Annotated in this window: 18 protein-coding genes and 1 pseudogene; all 19 read left to right on the plus strand. The window is 66.9% G+C overall.

Translation table 11 applies throughout. The features are described from left to right. Positions 1–34: 34 nt before the first annotated feature. Complete coding sequence (locus M3I53_RS12470) at positions 35–1,735, plus strand: AMP-binding protein (protein WP_375542512.1); 1,701 nt, start codon at positions 35–37, stop codon at positions 1,733–1,735. A 19-nt stretch (positions 1,736–1,754) separates the two neighbouring features. After that, the gene (locus M3I53_RS12475) at positions 1,755–2,927 is read left to right on the plus strand and encodes a thiolase family protein (protein WP_254316230.1); all 1,173 of its coding nucleotides are present in this window, start codon (positions 1,755–1,757) and stop codon (positions 2,925–2,927) included. Then, positions 2,924–3,349 carry a Zn-ribbon domain-containing OB-fold protein gene (locus M3I53_RS12480; RefSeq protein WP_254316231.1) on the plus strand — a complete coding sequence of 142 codons (426 nt, stop codon included), beginning with the start codon at positions 2,924–2,926 and terminating at the stop codon, positions 3,347–3,349. The genes M3I53_RS12475 and M3I53_RS12480 overlap by 4 nt, the downstream gene beginning before the upstream one ends. Next, positions 3,346–4,101, plus strand: coding sequence for an SDR family NAD(P)-dependent oxidoreductase (locus tag M3I53_RS12485; protein WP_254316232.1), 756 nt, complete (start codon positions 3,346–3,348; stop codon positions 4,099–4,101). Before M3I53_RS12480 ends, M3I53_RS12485 begins: the two co-directional genes overlap by 4 nt. Before the next feature lie 53 nt (positions 4,102–4,154). Continuing rightward, a complete protein-coding gene (locus M3I53_RS12490) occupies positions 4,155–4,568 on the plus strand; it encodes a cupin domain-containing protein (protein WP_254316233.1) in 414 nt (137 codons plus the stop codon). Continuing rightward, a complete protein-coding gene (locus tag M3I53_RS12495; protein WP_254316234.1) occupies positions 4,558–5,691 on the plus strand; it encodes an Ldh family oxidoreductase in 1,134 nt (377 codons plus the stop codon). Before M3I53_RS12490 ends, M3I53_RS12495 begins: the two co-directional genes overlap by 11 nt. Further along, a complete protein-coding gene (locus tag M3I53_RS12500; protein WP_254316235.1) occupies positions 5,688–6,086 on the plus strand; it encodes a RidA family protein in 399 nt (132 codons plus the stop codon). The genes M3I53_RS12495 and M3I53_RS12500 overlap by 4 nt, the downstream gene beginning before the upstream one ends. Before the next feature lie 67 nt (positions 6,087–6,153). Beyond that, positions 6,154–7,026: a fumarylacetoacetate hydrolase family protein gene (locus M3I53_RS12505; RefSeq protein WP_254316236.1), complete on the plus strand. Its 873-nt coding sequence runs from the start codon at positions 6,154–6,156 to the stop codon at positions 7,024–7,026. After that, the gene (locus M3I53_RS12510) at positions 7,023–7,778 is read left to right on the plus strand and encodes an SDR family NAD(P)-dependent oxidoreductase (protein ID WP_254316237.1); all 756 of its coding nucleotides are present in this window, start codon (positions 7,023–7,025) and stop codon (positions 7,776–7,778) included. Before M3I53_RS12505 ends, M3I53_RS12510 begins: the two co-directional genes overlap by 4 nt. Before the next feature lie 22 nt (positions 7,779–7,800). Then, positions 7,801–9,381 carry an FAD-dependent monooxygenase gene (locus M3I53_RS12515; protein ID WP_254316238.1) on the plus strand — a complete coding sequence of 527 codons (1,581 nt, stop codon included), beginning with the start codon at positions 7,801–7,803 and terminating at the stop codon, positions 9,379–9,381. Continuing rightward, on the plus strand, positions 9,378–10,316 hold the full coding sequence (locus M3I53_RS12520) for a VOC family protein (RefSeq protein ID WP_254316239.1): 939 nt from the start codon (positions 9,378–9,380) through the stop codon (positions 10,314–10,316). Before M3I53_RS12515 ends, M3I53_RS12520 begins: the two co-directional genes overlap by 4 nt. Before the next feature lie 20 nt (positions 10,317–10,336). Beyond that, positions 10,337–11,290, plus strand: coding sequence for an amidohydrolase family protein (locus M3I53_RS12525; protein ID WP_254316240.1), 954 nt, complete (start codon positions 10,337–10,339; stop codon positions 11,288–11,290). Positions 11,291–11,342: 52 nt separating this feature from the next. Then, positions 11,343–12,700: pseudogene (locus M3I53_RS12530) on the plus strand (MFS transporter). After that, a complete protein-coding gene (locus M3I53_RS12535) occupies positions 12,697–13,260 on the plus strand; it encodes a V4R domain-containing protein (RefSeq protein WP_254316241.1) in 564 nt (187 codons plus the stop codon). Before M3I53_RS12530 ends, M3I53_RS12535 begins: the two are co-directional and overlap by 4 nt. Continuing rightward, positions 13,257–14,582, plus strand: a complete 1,326-nt coding sequence (locus tag M3I53_RS12540; protein WP_254316242.1) for a Rieske 2Fe-2S domain-containing protein — start codon at positions 13,257–13,259, stop codon at positions 14,580–14,582. Before M3I53_RS12535 ends, M3I53_RS12540 begins: the two co-directional genes overlap by 4 nt. Then, complete coding sequence (locus M3I53_RS12545; RefSeq protein ID WP_254316243.1) at positions 14,579–15,562, plus strand: 2Fe-2S iron-sulfur cluster-binding protein; 984 nt, start codon at positions 14,579–14,581, stop codon at positions 15,560–15,562. Before M3I53_RS12540 ends, M3I53_RS12545 begins: the two co-directional genes overlap by 4 nt. A gap of 17 nt (positions 15,563–15,579) precedes the next feature. Continuing rightward, positions 15,580–16,917: an aromatic ring-hydroxylating dioxygenase subunit alpha gene (locus M3I53_RS12550; protein WP_254316244.1), complete on the plus strand. Its 1,338-nt coding sequence runs from the start codon at positions 15,580–15,582 to the stop codon at positions 16,915–16,917. After that, the gene (locus M3I53_RS12555; RefSeq protein ID WP_254316245.1) at positions 16,914–17,414 is read left to right on the plus strand and encodes an aromatic-ring-hydroxylating dioxygenase subunit beta; all 501 of its coding nucleotides are present in this window, start codon (positions 16,914–16,916) and stop codon (positions 17,412–17,414) included. Before M3I53_RS12550 ends, M3I53_RS12555 begins: the two co-directional genes overlap by 4 nt. 215 nt (positions 17,415–17,629) lie before the next feature. Beyond that, positions 17,630–18,397, plus strand: a complete 768-nt coding sequence (locus tag M3I53_RS12560) for an MBL fold metallo-hydrolase (protein ID WP_254316423.1) — start codon at positions 17,630–17,632, stop codon at positions 18,395–18,397. Positions 18,398–18,433: the final 36 nt, after the last annotated feature.

Genomic DNA, 18,433 nt, shown 5'->3' on the forward strand with positions numbered 1-18,433 from the left:
ACATCAAGAAAGACAACGAAATGGGCGAGACAACATGGCTTTTGATTCCTCATGCGGGATTCGGACGCAACTGGGCGATAGTGCCGCAAGCGCCGGCAGCTCGGTTCGGGCGGCGTTCGACGCAACGTCGGACCGCTATCCGGCGCGTCCTTTTCTCCATATTCCCGCGCAGGCAACGGCGGGGTATGGGGGCCAGCCGGTGGACTGGCAGTACGGCGAGGCCGCTATTCGCGTGAAGGTGCTGGAGGCAATTTTCCGCGAGGCTGGCTTGATGTGCGGCCATCGCGTCGCCGTGATGCTCGACAACCGCGCCGAGTTCTTCCTGTGCTGGCTGGCGCTCAACGGCATCGGCGTGTCGATCGTGCCGCTCAACGCAGAGCACAGCGCGGCGGAGATCGCGCATGTGCTGCACGATAGCGCGGCCGTGATGGTGATTACGCTAGACGGTCGGAGGGCGGCGCTGGAGCCAGCCTTGACCCTGGCACGGACCGGCACTGACGTGGCGCTGCCGCCTGTTTGGTGCCTTGACGGCGGCGTGCCCCAGGCGCCGGTGCCGCTCGGCACGTTCGCAGCCGGCGACGACGAGTGCGCGCTGGTCTATACGTCGGGGAGCACGGGTTTGCCGAAGGGCTGCATGCTGTCGAACGCCTACATGCTGGCTTTCGGCCGGTGGTACCTGGCGCTCGGCGGACTGTGCGCGATCGCGCCCGGCGCCGAACGCCTGATCACCCCGTTGCCGCTGGTGCATATGAACGCGCTGGCCTGCTCGTCGATGGCGATGATCCTGAGCGGCGGTTGCATCGTTCAGCTGGACCGTTTCCACCCGGGCACCTGGGCGCAGACCGTCGCCGAGAGCGGCGCCACCATCGTGCATTACCTCGGTGTGATGCCGGCAATCCTGCTGCAATTCCCGCCCCATCCCGGCGAGCGTGCGCACGCCGTGAAGTTCGGCTTTGGTGCCGGCGTGCATCCCAAACACCAGGCGGCGTTCGAGGCGCGCTTCGGCTTTCCGCTGGTGGAGTCCTGGTCGATGACCGAAGTCGGCGCGGGAGCGGCGGTCGCGGCCAACGTCGAGCCGCGCCAGGCCGGCAGCCGTTGCTTCGGTCGGCCGGCGGGCCACATGGAATACCGCATCGTCGACGACGCGGGCAATGATCTGCCGCCCGGCGCCGCCGGCGAACTGTGGGTACGCGCCGCCGGTCCGGACCCGCGGGCGGGCTTCTTCTCCGGTTACGCGAACCAGCCAGAGTTGACCGAAGCCGCATGGGCCGGCGGCTACTTCCACACCGGGGACGTCGTGCGCGCGGGTGGCGACGGCGCCCTGCATTTCGTCGATCGCAAGAAGAGCATCATCCGGCGCAGCGGCGAGAACATCGCCTCGCTCGAAGTCGAGGCCGTGCTCAACCAGTTGCCCATCGTGCGTAACGTCGGCGTGGGACCCGTCGACGACGAGACGCGCGGCGAGGAAGTCATGGCGTGCGTCGAGCTTGCCGCTGGCCATGCACCCTCGCACGAAGTGGCGCTGCAAATATTCGAGGCCGCGGCGCAGCGGCTCACTTACTACAAGCTCCCGGGCTACATCGCTTTCGTGTCCGCGCTTCCGCTGACTGCTTCCCAGAAGCTGCAGCGCGGGGTGCTGCGCGAAATCATGGGCCGCCTGGCCGGCGAGGGCGCGGCATTCGACCTGCGCGCCCTGAAGAAACGCCCCGCCGCGCAACCGGCGGATAACGTCTGAGCGGCCGCCGGAGACTCCCATGGCAATTCAACCCGAAGACGCTGATGCCGTGCTGGCAGTGCCAGTCACGACCGGCTACGCGCGCTACAGCACCGAGCCAGCGGACTGGTATGTCGCGCAATGCCTGCGTGAGCTGCTCGCAGGCGCCGGCTTGTCGAAAGACAGTATCGACGGCCTCGCTGTCTCCAGCTTCACGCTCGCACCCGACCCGGTGGCCAGCCTGTCGCGCGCGCTGGGACTCTCGTTGCGTTGGCTGGAATCCGTGCCTTTCGGGGGCGCCAGCGGCGTGATCGCGCTGCGTCGTGCGGCGCGGGCGGTCGAAGCTGGCGATGCGCAGGTCGTGGCCTGCATCGGCGCCGACACCAACCCGCGCGGTGGCTTTGCCGGGCTGGCCAGTCGCTTCTCGTGGGCGGCCATCGATGCGGTGTATCCCTACGGAGCGGCGGGTCCCAACATGCCGTTCGCGCACCTGACCCAGCGCTACATGGACGCCACCGGCGCCACGCGAGCGGACTTCGGCCGCCTTTGCGTCTCGCAGCGCGCCAATGCCAGCGCCGTCGCACATGCGCTGTTGCGCGAACCTGTCTCACTCGATGAGTACCTCGACGCCCGGCCAATCGCCGAGCCGCTCCACAAGCTGGATGTCGTGATGCCGTGCGCGGGCGCGGAGGGCTTCCTGGTGATGGCGCGCCGGCAGGCCCTCCGTCTCGGCCTGCCGTACGCCCGTATTCGCTCGGTGGTCGAGCGCCACAACGCCTATGCCGACGATGAAACCATCTTGCGAGGCGGCTGGGCCGAGGAGTGCAGCCGCTTGTACCGCGAGGCCGGCGTAGGCTGCAGGGACATCGATGTGCTGGCCACCTACGACGATTACCCCGCGGTGGTGTTCCTGCAACTGGAAGGGCTCGGCTTCTGCCCGCCCGGCGCCGCTGCGGATTTTGTTCAGTCTCACGATCTGAGTTTCCGCGGCGACTTTCCACACAACACAAGTGGCGGCCAACTCGGCTGCGGGCAGGCCGGTGCGGCCGGCGGCTATCTCGGGCTGGTGGAAGTCCTGCGGCAGGTCACTGCGCAGGCCGGCGCCAATCAGGTGCGCGCTGCCCGCATCGGGCTCGCCAGCGGCTACGGCATGGCCGTGTACGACCGCTGCCTCGCGACCGGCGCGGCGATCATCGAAGGGGCCACGCCATGAGCCACGATGCTTCTTTTGCGCAATGCCGCTCGCTTGCCTGGCACAGCATGGTGGAGTCCACGCCGTCGGGCGGCCTCGCACTGCCATGCTGCGCGCAATGCGGCCACCAGTTCTATCCGCCGCAACGCTATTGCCCGCGTTGCCTGCATGGACACATCGACTACGTGGCGGACAGCGGCGCGGCCGTGGTGCTGTCGGTGACGCGGCTGCACCACACACTGAAGCCAGCCATCGTGAGTTCTCTGCCTTTGCATGTGGCGGCCGTTCGCACGGATTCCGGTGTCACGCTCTTCGCACTCGCGGACGACATGCTGGCTCCGGGCACCCGCGCGAGGGTCAGCCTGAGCCGTAACGGATGGGCGCCCGCCGGTGTGCTGCGCGTTCGCGCGCTGTCATTGCCGGAACAAGGAGGTCCGGTATGAGCCAGCTCCAGCTTGAAACCCGGCGTTTCGCGGGCCGCACGGCCGTCGTGACCGGAGGTAACGCCGGCATCGGACTGGCCGTCAGCGAGGCGCTGCTCGCGCAGGGCGCGCGCGTGATTGCCGCGGGGCTCGAGCCGTCGGCAAGCGCGCATCCGTGTCTCATCTCCTGCGTCGTGGACCTGTCGACGCCCGATGGCGTCCGTACGCTGGCGACGCTCGCTCGGGCGGAGCGGGCTGACATCCTCGTCAACAACGCCGGCGTGGTGCGCAACACCCTGCTGGAGGACGTGGACGATGCCGAGTTCGACCTGATGATGACGCTGCACGTGCGCTGCGCCATGAAGCTGGCGCAGGCCTGCCTGCCGCACATGAAGGCACAGCGCTTCGGCCGCATCGTGAATGTGGCGTCGCGCGCGATCGTGGGCCTCGCCGGACGCACCGCCTATGGCGCGAGCAAGGCCGCGCTGGCCGCGATGACCCGCACCTGGGCGCTGGAATCCGGGCCGTCCGGCATCACGGTCAATACGGTGTCGCCTGGGCCCATCGTCACCGGCATGCTGACTCGCGACATCCCGGAGCACGGCGAGCGCGCGCGCGCCCTGGCCGCTTCACTGCCGCTGCAGCGCCTCGGCCGCCCCGACGACGTAGCACGCGCGGTGCTCTTCTTTGCCGATCCCGCAAACGGCTGGATCACGGGGCAAAACCTCTTTGTCTGTGGCGGGGGGAGCCTGGCCGCCTCTCTGGCGCTCTGAGGCCTCTTAACCGCACATCGTCCAAACCAACAGAAACAAACCGGAGACAACTCGTGAACCCGAGTCCTTTCTCGTCCGTTGCAGGGATTCCGCCGCTAGAAGAAGTACTCCTAAATAGTGAGGACATGCCGTGGCGCCCCAAATCCCTGCCGGGCCTCCACGAAAAGATGCTGTGGCGCGACGACGCGACCGGCGCCTCCATCGCACTGATCCGGTTCGAGAAGGGCGTGTCGATTCCCGTGCCTCACTCGCATGCTTCGAACCAGTTTATGTTCTGCCTGCAGGGTCGCTACGAATACACCGCCACGAATGTGGTGTTGATGCCGGGCAGCTTCTACTGGAATCCGAAGGGGCACGTCCACGGCCCGACGCTTGCGCACGAAGACACCATCGTGGTGGAGATCTACGACGGTCCGCACTATCCGCAGCAGCCGAGCTGGTACACGGATGAGCGCGATGCCCACTGACCGCGAAAGTGCCGCCATGCCCGGCATCCCCGCGCCCTCGAGCCATTGCGAGGCCGATCCGCAGGACCTGTGTGCGGCCGTCGGTGCGATCTTCGAGCGGCTCGGCGTCGCTGCTGCCGATGCCGCGTATGTCGCCGAGTCGCTGGTCGATGCCGACATGGAGGGCGTCCCCTCGCACGGCGTCATGCTGGTCCACATGTATGCACAGCGCCTGCGCAGCGGATCCGTGACGGCGGCATCGCAGGCCGCCGTGGCTCATGACCACGGTGCCTGCGTGGTGCTCGACGCCGCAAACATGCTGGGCCAGCTGTCCGCGCGGCAGGCGGTCGCGATCGCGAGGGAGCGGGCCGCTGAGCACGGCATCGGCGCCGTGGCAGTCCGCAACGCTTTTCACTTCGGCGCGGCGGGGCGGTATGCGCGGGCCCTGGCAAGCGATGGCTGCGTCGGTATCGCGATGTCCAATACGCGTCCGCTGATGCCCGCGCCGGGCGGCGCCCAGAGCGTCGTCGGCAACAACCCGCTGGCTATCGCGGTGCCCGGTGACGACGGCATTCCGGTCGAACTCGATATGGCGATGAGCGCCAGCGCGATGGGCAAGATCCGGCTGGCCGCCGCCGCCGGCCGCGAGATTCCGGCTGGCTGGGCCACCGACGCGCAAGGCCTGCCCACCACGGACGCGGCCGCCGCTCTCGCCGGCATGCTGCTCCCGGCCGCCGGCCCCAAGGGCTTCGGCCTCGCCTTCATGGTCGACCTGCTGTGCGGCGGTCTGTCCGGCGGCGCCACCGGCGCGGCGGTGCAGCCCCTCTATGGCGACAGCGCCATTCCCTACAACTGCGCGCACTTCTTCCTCGCGATCGATGTCGCGCATTTCCGCGAAACCGCCGCGTTCGCGCGCACCGTTAGCGACGCCGCGGCCGCGGTGCGCACGTCGCGGCGCGCGCCCGGTACTGAACGCCTGTACACCCCAGGCGAGATCGGCTGGGCGAGGCGTGCCGAAGCCGGCGGCGCCTGCCGCGTCGAGCGGCCGGTGCTAATCGAACTCGCGGCCCTGGCGCGCGCGCTCCCGGCCGCGCTGCCTCCTTCTATTGCCAACCTTGTAAACGATACGGACCTGACAGCATGAAAACGCAAATTCTCACCGGCGAACTGCGCAAGCCCAACGGCCACTTCTCGCAGGCCACCACCATCGAGACCGGCGGCAAGCTGGTCTTCATCTCCGGCATGACGGCGCGCCGGCCCGACGGCTCGATCGCCGGCATCGGCGATGTCGTCGCCCAGACCCGCCAGGTCTGCGAGAACCTGAGCGCCGCCATGAAAGCCGCCGGCGGCACGCTCGACGACATCTGCCGCGTCGACGTGTACGTGCGCAACATCGAGCATTTCGACCGCATCCACGACGTGCGCCGCGAGTTTTTCCGGGCGCCGCTGCCGGCTTCGACCATGGTCGAGGTCAGCAAGCTGGTCTCGCCGGAATACCTGATCGAGATCAGCGCGATCGCGGTTCTGCCGCACGCCTGAGCCACGTATCGGAGTCCGAATCATGCGATTTGCAAGTTTCATATACGACGGCCAGGCGCGCATCGGGGTGGTCGAAGGCGAGCAGGTGGCCCTGCTGCCGCTGTCCATGGGCGACATGCGCGATGTGATCGCCGGTGGCCAGGACGCGCTGTGCAGCATCGTCAGCGCGTTGTGCGACGGCACGCTGGAGTGCATCGCACTCGATGGCCTGCGCCTGCTGCCGCCGCTGCAGCGCTTGCAGCGCGACGTGCTTTGCGTCGGCTGGAATTACTGGGACCACTTTCTGGAAGGCGAGGGCAAGCGTGAAGAGCAGGAGGTGCCCCGCCCGGAAGCGCCGACGTTCTTCACCAAGAGCCCGCACACCCTGATCGGGCCGCGCGACGACATCGCCTTCGATCCGCGTATCTCGGCCAAATGGGATTACGAGGCCGAACTGGCGCTGGTGATCGGCGCCGACGGCCGCAGCATCGCCGCGAGAGACGCCATGCGGCACGTCTGGGGCTATTGCCTCGCAAACGACATTTCTCAGCGCGACCTGCAACGCCGTCACGGCGGCCAGTGGCTGAAGGGCAAGAGCATCGACAGCACCATGCCGTTGGGGCCCTTCCTGGTGACGGCCGACGAGATCGACCCGCGCGAAGTGCGGTTGCAATGCCTCGTGAACGGCGAGCTGCTGCAGGACGCCTCGGTGTCGCAGATGGCTTTCGCCATTCCCGAACTGATCGCCGAACTGTCGTTCGGTATGACGCTGCGCGCGGGCGACCTCGTTCTGACCGGTACGCCGGCGGGCGTGGGCAACGCGCGCGAGCCGCAGGTGTTCCTGCAAGCGGGCGACGTCGTGACCGTGCGCGGCACGGGCCTGGGCGAACTGGTCAACCGCGTGGTCGAGACCGACCTGTATGGGCGATCGAGTGTTACGGACATGCGGAGGCGCCCATGAAAGCCAGTTTCGATGCGAGCGGCGACGTGATCGTCATCACGGGCGGCGCCAACGGCATCGGTGCCGCGCTCGCGCGTGCCTGTGCCGGGGCGGGGGCAACGGTGATCGTCTGCGACGTGGACGAGCACGCCGCGGCGGCGTTGCTGGCCGCCGAGCCGCGCCTGCAGTTTGTCCGCCTCGACGTCAGCGACCGCGATGCCGTGATGGCCGCCATGCAGTCCATCGAGAACGAACATGGCCGTATTGACGGTCTCGTTTGCGGCGCGGCGGTGCAGCCGCGCCGGGCTGTGCATGAGACAACGCCGGCCGACTGGCAGCGCACGCTCGGCATCAACCTCGATGGCGTGGTGTGGTGCTACCAGGCGGCGATGCCCGGCATGATCCGCCGCCGGCGCGGCAGCGTGCTGGCGTTCTCGTCGGGGCTGGCGCATAGCGGCTGGGCCGAGTCCGCCGCCTATGCCGCCAGCAAGGCCGCACTGGTGGCCTTCATCAAGAGCGCCGCGAAGGAGGTGGCCCGGCACCGGGTGCGCGTCAACCTGATCGCCCCGGGCGTCATCGACACGCCCCAGTACCGGCAAGCCAACGCCGGAGGCGACGACGGGCACTGGGCGGCCACACTCGGCGTCGGCCAGCCCGAAGACGTCACGGGGCCGCTGATGTTCCTGCTGTCCGATGCCGCCACCATGACCGCGTCGGTGCTCAGCCGGGACTATGCCTGGCACGCCAGCGAACCCGCGGAGCGCGAGCAATGACATCCACCGGAGAACAACAACCATGCAGCCTGTACTGATCGTCGGCGCGGGGCCCATCGGGCTGACCACGGCGCTCGGCCTTGCGCACTACGGCATTCCCTTTCTGCTGTTCGAGGAAGACGGCAGCCTGTCGCTCGACACCAAGGCCGGCACGCTGCTGACGCGCACGCTGGAGGCATTTCGCCGTTATGGCGTCGCCGATGCCGTGCTCGAGCGTGCGCTTCGAGTCGAAGAGATTGGCGAGATCGAACGGGAGAGCAATCTCTCGCAGTCGTCCGTGCGCACGGCCGTGCTGCGCGACGAGACGCGCTACCCGTTCGTCGTCAACCTGCCGCAGCACCATCTCGAGCCGATCCTGCGCGACGCGGTGGAGCGTGTGCCGCAAGGCCGCGTGCTTATGCAGCACCGCCTGGTGTCCTTTGACTCCGGTGCCAGCGGTGTGCAAGCCATCTTCGACACGCCCGATGGCCCGCAGCGCTTCGAGGGCAGCTACCTGCTGGCGTGCGACGGCGGCCGCAGCACGGTGCGCGCGCAATGCGGTGTTCCGGTAGTCGGCACGTCGCTCGATGTGCGCTACATGCTGGTGGATCTGAAGGTCGACCTCGATGTGGCCAATCCGCGCGACTATCCCTATCTCGCGTACTTCTCGGATGCGCAGGAGTGGATGATCCTGGTGCGGCAGCCGCACTGCTGGCGCTTCCTGTATCCGCTCGCCAAGGATGCGGACGAACCCACCGACGAGGCGCTGCGCAGCAAGGTGCTGCGCTTCATCGGCAAGGTCGACAAGGTCGAGTTGCTCGGCCGGGTGACCTACCGCGTGCACCACCGTATTGCGCGCCAGTGGCGGCGCGACCGCGTGTTCCTGATGGGCGACGCCGCGCATCTGATTACGCCGATGTGGGCGCTCGGCCTCAATACCGGTGTGCTGGATGCCATCAGCCTGCCATGGCGTCTCGCGTGGGTGCTGCGCGGCTGGGCCGACAGCAGCCTGCTGGACGGCTACGAGCGCGAACAGCGCCCGGTCGCGTCGGAAGGCGCAGGCGAGATGGCGGAGGCCGCGCGCCACCACATGGCCATGCAGGACGAGGCAAAACCCTCCGCGGCGCTGCAGGACTGGGGCAACGCCTATACGCGCACCCTGCTGGGCGTGCGGCTGGATATCAACGGCAGCGGCGACTGGTCGATGATCCGCACGGAAGCCGAGCCGCCGCCGCTCCAGGTGGGCGAGCGCATACCCGATTTCCTGCTGCATGGTCCCGCCGGCCGGCCAGTCCGGGTCCACGACCTCGTCGACGGCAATTTCCTCGCGCTGTACTTTTCCGACGTGCGCCGCCAGCCGCAGATTCCGCACAACACGTCCCCCGCATTGCGTCACTTCGTGGTGTCGCGCTGGGACGCTCCCCTCGACTCCGGCCTGCGCGAGCGCGCGCTGCTCGATGTCGGCAACCAGCTGCGCGAGCGTCTCGGTGTGGCGGACGGCACGCTGGTGCTGGTGCGGCCCGACGACCATGTCGCCGCCATCGTGCCGATCGCGCCGCAATGTGCCGAAGACCTCTACGCATCCATCGTCGGCGCACATGTGCCGCAAGGGAGTTCGCAATGATCCATGGACCCAGCGTGCTTGGCCTGAACGGCTTTGGCCTGGAAGTACCGGACCTGGGCGCTGCCCGGGCCTTCTACGAAACCTTCGGGCTCGAAGCCTCGACGCTGCAGCCTGGCGTGCTGTGCATGCGCTCGCCGGGCCGCAGCAACGACGAACTGGTCTTGTCGGCCGGCGCGGGCAAGCGGCTGCATCACGTCTCTTTCTACTTTGATCCGCTGCAGCGCGCGGCCTTCATCGAGAAGCTGACACAGGCCAGACTCGACGTCCTCGAGCAGGCTCCGCCCGGGGGCCATCGCGATGGCTTGTGGTTCCGGGACCCGTGGGGCACCTGGATTCACCTCAGCGCGCATCTTCCGGCGTCGCTGGCGGAGCCGGCCGCCGATGCTGTCGTGCGCCGCCCGGCGGACGTCGCGGCGTGGCAGGCGCTGGAAGGCGGGCGAGCGCCGCTCAAGTTAGGTCATGTGCTGATCTTCACCCCCGAGCTGGCAAGCGCGGAGCGCTTCCTGTGCGAGACACTCGGGCTGCGTGTGGCCGACAGGGCGGTCGGGAAGGTAAGCTTCCTCGCGGCGGGCGAGGGCGTGATCGACCACCACTGCTTCGGGCTGATCGCCAGTACGCATCGCGGTTTCCAGCATGCCAGCTTCCAGGTGGGTGGGATCGACGACATCGGCCTCGGTGCCTGGCGCATGCGCGAGGCGGGTTACCGGGACAGCTTCGGCCCGGGACGGCATGCGCTGGCGTCGAACCTGTTACGTGCGGGATCCGTGGGGGAGCTGGGTGGAGTACTACGCCGACATGGACAAGATCAGCGACCAATGGGTCAGCCGGGACTGGACGGTCCTGCCGTACATCTGGGGACCGACGTGGTCGCCCGAATTCTGGGGAGGGGAGATGAATGCCAACCTGGAGCCGCGGTGACCTCGCAAACAGTTTGACGGCAGACGCAGGAAAACCCATGTCCTCAATCGCATTGGATGTCCATGCCCACCTTGTGCCGGCCACCACGGCTGCATTGCCGCCATTGGACGGTGTCGTCAGGCGGCCTGCCGACCGTGTGCTGGTGATCGACGGTCAGCCGCTCATGGCCATGGACCTGTACTGCCCCGAACGGCTGCTTGCCTGGATGGAGGCCAACGGCGTGCAGCGTGCGCTGGTTTCGGTGCCGCCGCCGCTCTACCGGCAGCACCTGGACGCTGTCGCCGCCCACGCCTGGGCCTGTTATCTCAACGACGGGCTGCTCGAGATCGCCACTCGTCACAGCGCCCGGCTGGGCGCCTTGCTTCACCTGCCGATGGAGCATCCGGCGGTAGCGCAGGCCTTGGCCGCGTGCTACGGCGAGTCGGCTCACGCGGCTCATGCGGCTCATGCGGCTCATGCGGGTTACGCGCTGGCGGCAGGAGGTGTTGACGCCGTCGATTACGGCGATCAGGCGCATCGGCCGCTGTGGGAGAGGCTGAACGCGCAGGGCGCCTTCGTCTTCCTGCATCCGGCGCACTGTTGCGACGGCAGACTCACACGGCATTACCTGGATAACTTGATTGGCAATCCTTACGAGACCGCGGTGGCGGCGTCGCAACTGGTGATGGCGGATGTCCCGAGGCAGTATCCGCGCATCCGCTTCTGCCTCGCGCACGCTGGCGGCGCATTCCCGGCGGTATGCGGGCGCTTGCAGCGCGGCCTCGACACCGGGCGTCCGGGAGTGCCGGCACAGATCGAGCCGCCCTTGCAGGCCGCGAGGCGCTTCTTCGCCGACTGCATTGCGCACCAGAGCGCCGGGCTGCGGCTGGCACAGGAGGTGTTCGGCCGCACCAATGTGCTGTTCGGCTCGGACTGGCCGTTTCCGATGGGCATCCTCTCGCCGGACACCGATGACACCGTGCGCGCGTGGAGGCAAGACGCCACCCCGTAACGACCCGGCGCACACACCACAACAGGTAGAGAACGAGAATCAAGGAGACAACATGAATGTGGAACAAGGATCAGCCACGGCCGGTGTGCCGGTGGCTGCCGATGCGCGGCGGGCGATACTGCGCAAGACCGTCGTGACATCGATCGTTGGGCAGGCACTCGAGTGGTATGACTTCTTTCTGATGGCACGGCCGCGGCGCTGATCTTCGGCAAGCTGTTCTTCCCGATCGGCACGGACCCGCTGGTGGGCACGCTGGCGGCCTTCGGCGGCTTCGCGGTGGGGTTCGTCGCGCGCCCGCTCGGCGGCGTGATCTGCGGTCACGTGGGCGACCGCTACGGCCGCAAGCTGGTTCTGGTGCTGACGCTGGTCGTGATGGGGCTTGCCACCGCCCTGATGGGCCTCCTGCCGACGTATCAGCAGATCGGCAGCTGGGCGCCCGTGCTGCTGGTGTTGCTGCGCCTCTTACAAGGGCTGGCTGCTGGCGGCGAATGGAGCGGCAGCATCCTGCTGATCAGTGAGAATGCGCCGCCGACGCGGCGAGGCTTCCTGTCAGCCTGGAGCCCGAGCGGGGCGACCGTCGGCTTCGTGCTGTCGGCAGTCGCCTTCTGGGCTGCGCAGAAGCTGCCTGCCGAAGACTTCATGAGCTGGGGCTGGCGCATCCCGTTCCTCGCCAGCATCGTGCTGGTCCTGGCGGGCTACTACATCCGCAGCCGGATCCCCGAAAGCGCGGAGTTCGTGGCGGCCAGGCGCAGCGGCCACGCTGTGCGCCTGCCAGTGATCGAAGTGCTGCGGCAGCAGCCGAAGGAAGTGCTGATGGTGGTGGGGCTGCGCATGGCGGAAGGCGGCGCGTCCTATATCTTCTTCGCATTCTCGCTCGCCTATGGCGCGCGTCTTGGCATTCCTAACCACGTCATGCTGGAAGGGCTGACGATCTCGATGGTGCTGGTCATGGGCACGGCATTGGCGTACGGCCATCTGTCCGACCGGATCGGCCGACGCACCGTCTATATGGCAGGCGCGGTCGGCGTGATGCTGGTGGCGTTCCCGTTCTTCTGGCTGGTCGACACCCGCCAGCCGTCCCTCGTGCTGCTGGCCTACGTGCTGGCCGACTCGGTGGCGCTGGCCGCCATGGTCGGGGTCCAGCCGAGCTACATGGCGGAACTGTTCCGCACCGAAGTGCGCTACTCGGGCATGGGCGTTGGCCGCGAAGTGTCGTCCGTCATCGGCGGCGGGGTCGCGCCAATGGTCGCCACGGCCCTGCTGGCGAAGTACCACTCGGCCACGCCTGTGGCGCTCTATCTGATCGTGCTGGGGGGCATCACGGTGATCGCGCTGATGTTCACGCCGGAAACGCTGCCCCGTGAGGCGCGCAGCCGCCCCGAGCCGGCCCGGGGGAAGGAAACGCCATGACAATCCAGACTTCCCCCGTGGCCACGCCGATCGCCCAGCGGCTCGTCTTCGATCTGGTGCGCGGAGAAGTCCGCGACGATGACCGCCGCTACCTGCTGATGCGCCCCGATGTCCTCATGGGCATGCTGGAACTGCTCGATGACACCACGCGCGCGCGAGTGCTGTGCGCCTTCGCCGACTCGACGGCCTCGCACGGCAAGCACAGCATCCTCGCCTATCTCGACGGCCTGCCTGGCCGCGGGGCGAGCGGCGGCGATGCGCTGCTCGATCTGATCTGCGAAACCTCGCCCGCCCTCGGCTGGGGGCGGTGGGACTTCGAGCGTAGCGGCGACGGCCTGGTCCTCAATGTTTTCAACAGTCCCTTTGCCGCCGGCCACGGGCCTGCCACCCGGCCGGTCTGCGCGCCGATCGCAGGCCTGTTCCGCACGGTCGCCGCGATTGTGCTGGGGCAGCCGGTGCGGGTGCAGGAAACCCAGTGCGCCGCCGTGCATCCAGATGCCACTTGCCGTTTTGTCGCCCGCCCAGCGCTGGAGAGCAACGAGGAAGGAGACTTGACATGACCCGCTACCGGGACGATGCCGGCGCCATCCACGCGCTGGTGCAGGAAGACCGCGTGCACCGCGACGTCTACCTCAGCGAGGAGCTGTTCCGCCTCGAGCAGGAACGCTTGTTTCAGCGCAGCTGGAATTACGTCGGCCACGAAAGCCAGGTGCCCGAGCCGGGCGACTACTACACCACGGAGATCGCCGGCCAGCCTCTGATCCTGGTACGCCAGCCGGACCACAGCCTGCGTGTGCTGATGAACCGCTGTGCCCACAAGGGTGCGCGGCTGGTTTGCCAGGTACAAGGCAACACCGGCAGAGTCTTTCGTTGTCCGTATCATGCTTGGGCCTACAAGACCGATGGCGCCTTGCTGGCCGTGCCGCTGAAGTCTGGCTATGAACACACCCGCATGGCCGCCTGCGAGTCCGGAGCCGGCCTGGTGGCGCCACGCATGGCGGTGTATCGCGGCTTCGTCTTCACTTGTCTGTCGGCGGACGGCCCGGAGTTTGCGGATTATCTCGGTCCCGTGCTGACGGTGCTTGACAGCCTCGCCGACCGCTCGCCCGCGGGCCAACTGCAAATTGCCGGCGGCTGTCTGCGCAGCGTGATGCGGTGCAACTGGAAGATGTACCTCGAGAACGTCAACGATTCCGTGCATCCGGTTTCCACGCACGAGTCGGTCTCGGCGACGGCCAGGGCCGTGCACGGCGCGCAGCCGGCCGACGCGCCCGAGTCGATGGCCCTGCAGCAACTGCTGCCATTCGGCTCGGGCTATGACTTCTTCACGAGGACTGGCGCGCGTATCTACCCGAACGGGCACAGCGTGCTGGGCATCCGCGCCAGCATCCATTCGGAATACGAAGTGCCTGCGACTTACCGGCAGGCGCTGGAGGCGGCCCATGGTGCGCAGCGAACAGCCGAAGTTCTCGGCTTCGCGCCGCAGAACGTGGTCCTGTTTCCGTCACTCGCGCTCAAGGGTACGCCGCAGACGCTGCGTGTGGTCAAGCCGCTCGGCGTGGACCGTACCCTGGTCGAGGTTTGGGCGCTGGCACCCAAAGGGGCGCCGCAAGCGCTGCTGGAGCGCACGCTGACCTACAACCGGCTAACGTTCTCGCCGATGTCGGTGGTGGCGCATGACGACATCCATATTTTCGAGGGCGTCCAGCGATCGCTGGCCGCCCAGGGCAATCCATGGATCAGCCTGCATCGCGAGTACCGCGATGGCGAACAGCTGGAGCCCGAACAGGAAGTGAGCGGCACCAACGAGCTGCTGATGCGCAACCAGTTCCGCGCGTGGGCGACGCTGATGACGGCGGACGCGAAAGGAGCATCGACATGACCGGCCCCGACGCAACGATCGAATTGCTGGTTGACGAAGTGATTCCGCTGACCGCCACCATCACCGAGTTCCGACTGCGGGATCCGGCGGGCAGGGCGCTGCCGGGGTACACCGCGGGCGCCCATCTGCGCGTGCGGGTCGCGCCAGGCGGGACCGCGGAGTGGCGCCACTACTCGCTGATCAACGCCACGGTGGGCGCCACGCTGGCGCCTGAGGTCTATCGTATCGCCGTGCGGCGCGAAGACAATGGCCTGGGCGGCTCTCGCTGGATGCACACAATGCTGAAGCCTGGCAGCCGGCTGCTGACCAGCGCGCCGCGCAACGCCTTTATGCTCGATGCGGATGCTGAAGACGTCGTGCTGATTGCCGGTGGCATCGGGGTCACGCCCATTGTTTCGATGGCGGCCGCGCTGACGGCCGCCGGGCGGCGCTACCGCGTGCACTACAGCGCCCGCGACACCCGCCAACTGGCATTTGCGCAGGAACTGCGCGGCATCGCCGGCGCGCACCTTTCGCTGTACGCCGACAAGGGCGTACTGCCGGCGCTGGATATCGTGGCACTGCTGCAAGGCCTGCGTCCCGGCCAGCCCCTCTACGTCTGCGGCCCGGCGGGGATGATCGACGCGGTGCTGGCTCAGGCGTGTGCGCGCGGTTGGGCTCGCGAGGACATTCACTTCGAGCGGTTTGCCGCGCCGGCGGCCATGGCGTCCGACACGGGCTTTGAAGTCGAACTGCGTCAGTCGGGTCGCACGCTCACGGTGGCGGCCGGGGAATCGATTCTTGACGCCATGCTGTGCGCGGGCCTCGACCCGCTTTACGACTGCAAGCGCGGTGAATGCGGGCTGTGCCGGACGACGGTGCTGGAAGGGGCTCTCGATCACCGCGACTATTGCCTTACCGAGTCGGAACGGCAGGCAGGCAATGTGATGCAAATCTGCGTGTCGCGCGCCGGCTGCGGGCGGCTGGTGCTCGATGCATGAAAGGGAGCGGGAACATCATGGGTAAATACCGGGACAATCCGGAGGCCCTGCGCCGGCTGGTGCAGGACGAGCAGGTCCATCGGGATGTCTATCTCGATGAGGAGGTCTTCGCGCTGGAAATGGAGCGGCTCTGGTCACGAGCGTGGGTGTACGTCGGTCACGACAGCCAGGTGCCGCAGGCCGGCGATTTCATCACGGCGGACATCGCCGGGCAGCCCGTCGTCATGGTGCGGCAGCCCGATGGCACGGTGAAAGTCCTGCGCAACCGGTGCGCGCACAAGGGCGCCCGGCTAGTCTCGCAGGCCAGCGGGAACGTCGGGCGCTTCTTCCGTTGCCCGTATCACGCATGGACGTACAAGACGGATGGCGCGCTGCTGTCGATACCGCTGCGGCACGGCTACGAAGGCACCAGCCTGGATGCCTGTCCCGCTGGCCAGGGCATGGGGGCGTTGCGGCACGTGGCGAGCTATCGCGGCTTCGTGTTTGCACGCCTCGCTGACCACGGTCCGGACTTCCACGCGTACTTTGGCGAGGCGCTGACATCCATCGACAACATGGCCGATCGCGCGCCGGAGGGCGAGCTTGAAGTCGCGGGGGGCGTACTGCGCTACACCCACGACTGCAACTGGAAGATGTTCATCGAGAACCTGAACGACACCATGCACCCCATGGTGGCGCACGAGTCGTCTGCCGGCACGGCAAGACAGCTGTGGGCCGGCAAGCCGCAAGACGAGCCCCTGCCGATGGCGATCGAACAGCTGGTGCCGTTCACATCGGGCTATGCGTTCTCCGACGAGATGGGTGTGAGGGTGTTCGCCAACGGGCACAGTTACACAGGAGTCGGTGCCGTGTCGTTGCACGCCGGCTATGTCGGCATGCCCGAGTACGAGGCGCGCATGACCGAGGCCTATGGGGCCGCTCGCGCGGCAGAGATCCTCGCGACGGTGCGGCACAACACCATCTTCTATCCGAGCCTGACCATCAAGGGCGCCATCCAGGCGATTCGCTTAGTGCGGCCGGTGGCGCCCGGCAAGACGATCGTCGAATCGTGGACGTTCCGCCCCAAGGGCGCCCCGGAAGCCCTGCTGCGTCGCACGCTCATGTACACGCGGCTGATCAACTCTCCGATGTCCGTGGTCGGCCACGATGACCTTCACGCCTACCGTGCGATGCAGGAAGGGTTGCGTGCAGGCGGCAACGAGTGGGTGAGCCTGCACCGCAACTTCGACGCCGCCGAGATCGGGCAGGAGGTCACCACCGCCAACGGTACGAGCGAAATCTCCATGCGCAACCAGTTCCGCGCATGGGCCCGATACATGACACCGGAAATCCAGTCAGGAGACACAACGAAATGAGCCAGCCCCAAGTCGCGACGCCGCCCACACGGGATGACCTGATCGCCTTCGTCTATGAAGAAGCACGGCTGATCGACGACAAACGCTTCGACGATTGGCTCGCGCTCTTCGCGGACGACGGTCACTATTGGATTCCGCTCGTGCCGGGCCAGCAGGACGGCATCGACCACGCGTCGCTGATGTACGAAGACCGCCTGCTGCTTCAACTGCGCATCGAGCGCATGCGCAGCCCGCGCGCTTTCTCCCTGCAGCCGGAAAGCCGCTGCCTGCACGTGCTGCAGTGTCCGGAAGTGCTGCCGCAGGACCACGACAGCGGTACGTATCTCACGCGCACCCGCTATATCTACGTGGAGACGCGCGGCGACGAACAGCAAGTGTATGCCTGCACGGCTGAGCACACCCTGGTGCTGCGCGACGGCACGCTGAGGGTGCGCCAGAAACGGGTCAATCTGCTGAACTGCGATGCCGCATTGCCGTCGATCCAGCTTTTTATGTAGGCCACTGGCGCGGCGCGCGGCAGGGATCAAGATGGCTGGTCGGCGCGCCGCTGAATACCGTATCCGCTTCTGTCTCGGTAAGCGCAAGAGGTCGGTCAATGTAAAGCACGACACGTGCTCCTCATCCAGCCAGTAAAACCATCGCAGCATCCATATTGTGCTGCTCGTTGCCCCGTGCGAGAATTATGTAATCCAGAACAATTTGATCGACCGTGATGCTCAAAATCGCCGCCAAATGGTTCGAGTGCAAGCAGTTGGACGACAACGTCTATCTGTTCTGGGAACCGCATGTGATCCCCTTGTTCCGGTGCAACATCTGGTACGTCCGTGGCCGTGATCGCGATCTGATTATCGACTCGGGGATGGGTTTTTCGAGCCTCAAGGAGGCCGGCAAGCACCTGTTTGGCAAACGCACGGCAGCGATCGCGACGCACGCGCATCTCGATCACGTGGGGAATCTTCACGAGTTCGACGAATGCATGGTCCATCGGCTCGAGGCGCCGGGGCTGCGTAATCCGCAATGGTCATATACGCTCGCGGACGACCGCTTCAATCCCGAGTACTTCAAGAGTGCATTTGCCGATTTTGCTTACGAGGGCTCCGTGGTGGACGCGTTGCCGCACGCGGGATATGAACTCGCGAAATGGCACATCAAGCCGGCTAATGTGACACGCGAGCTCGTCGACGGCGACATCATCGATACGGGCGACAGGCATTTCGAGGTGCTGCATCTGCCGGGACATTCACCGGGCAGCATCGGCCTTTGGGAAGCTCGTACGCAAACGCTATTCTCAGGGGATGCGATCTATGACGGTCCGTTGATCGACGACCTTCATCACTCGTCGGTGCCGGATTACGTGAAGACCATGCAGCGTCTCTCGCGTTTGCCTGTCAAGGTCGTCCACGGCGGCCACGACCCGAGTTTCACCAGGGAACGGCTCCTCGAACTCGTCGGTATGTACCTCGAGCGCGTCGGTGCGTGAGCGGGTGGGGCGCCGCATGCCGGCGCTCGCTTCGAT

The organism is Paraburkholderia sp. CNPSo 3272 (genome assembly GCF_024206495.1).
Taxonomy (GTDB): domain Bacteria; phylum Pseudomonadota; class Gammaproteobacteria; order Burkholderiales; family Burkholderiaceae; genus Paraburkholderia.

Excerpts from the sequence above, each read along its gene's own strand:
- M3I53_RS12495 (WP_254316234.1), top strand. The coding sequence starts at position 4,558 with ATGCCCACTGACCGCGAAAGTGCCGCCATGCCCGGCATCCCCGCGCCC.
- M3I53_RS12520 (WP_254316239.1), top strand. The coding sequence starts at position 9,378 with ATGATCCATGGACCCAGCGTGCTTGGCCTGAACGGCTTTGGCCTGGAA.
- M3I53_RS12470 (WP_375542512.1), top strand. The coding sequence starts at position 35 with ATGGCTTTTGATTCCTCATGCGGGATTCGGACGCAACTGGGCGATAGT.
- M3I53_RS12535 (WP_254316241.1), top strand. The coding sequence starts at position 12,697 with ATGACAATCCAGACTTCCCCCGTGGCCACGCCGATCGCCCAGCGGCTC.
- M3I53_RS12555 (WP_254316245.1), top strand. The coding sequence starts at position 16,914 with ATGAGCCAGCCCCAAGTCGCGACGCCGCCCACACGGGATGACCTGATC.
- M3I53_RS12515 (WP_254316238.1), top strand. The coding sequence starts at position 7,801 with ATGCAGCCTGTACTGATCGTCGGCGCGGGGCCCATCGGGCTGACCACG.
- M3I53_RS12485 (WP_254316232.1), top strand. The coding sequence starts at position 3,346 with ATGAGCCAGCTCCAGCTTGAAACCCGGCGTTTCGCGGGCCGCACGGCC.
- M3I53_RS12545 (WP_254316243.1), top strand. The coding sequence starts at position 14,579 with ATGACCGGCCCCGACGCAACGATCGAATTGCTGGTTGACGAAGTGATT.
- M3I53_RS12480 (WP_254316231.1), top strand. The coding sequence starts at position 2,924 with ATGAGCCACGATGCTTCTTTTGCGCAATGCCGCTCGCTTGCCTGGCAC.
- M3I53_RS12560 (WP_254316423.1), top strand. The coding sequence starts at position 17,630 with ATGCTCAAAATCGCCGCCAAATGGTTCGAGTGCAAGCAGTTGGACGAC.
- M3I53_RS12525 (WP_254316240.1), top strand. The coding sequence starts at position 10,337 with ATGTCCTCAATCGCATTGGATGTCCATGCCCACCTTGTGCCGGCCACC.
- M3I53_RS12500 (WP_254316235.1), top strand. The coding sequence starts at position 5,688 with ATGAAAACGCAAATTCTCACCGGCGAACTGCGCAAGCCCAACGGCCAC.
- M3I53_RS12540 (WP_254316242.1), top strand. The coding sequence starts at position 13,257 with ATGACCCGCTACCGGGACGATGCCGGCGCCATCCACGCGCTGGTGCAG.
- M3I53_RS12550 (WP_254316244.1), top strand. The coding sequence starts at position 15,580 with ATGGGTAAATACCGGGACAATCCGGAGGCCCTGCGCCGGCTGGTGCAG.
- M3I53_RS12510 (WP_254316237.1), top strand. The coding sequence starts at position 7,023 with ATGAAAGCCAGTTTCGATGCGAGCGGCGACGTGATCGTCATCACGGGC.
- M3I53_RS12475 (WP_254316230.1), top strand. The coding sequence starts at position 1,755 with ATGGCAATTCAACCCGAAGACGCTGATGCCGTGCTGGCAGTGCCAGTC.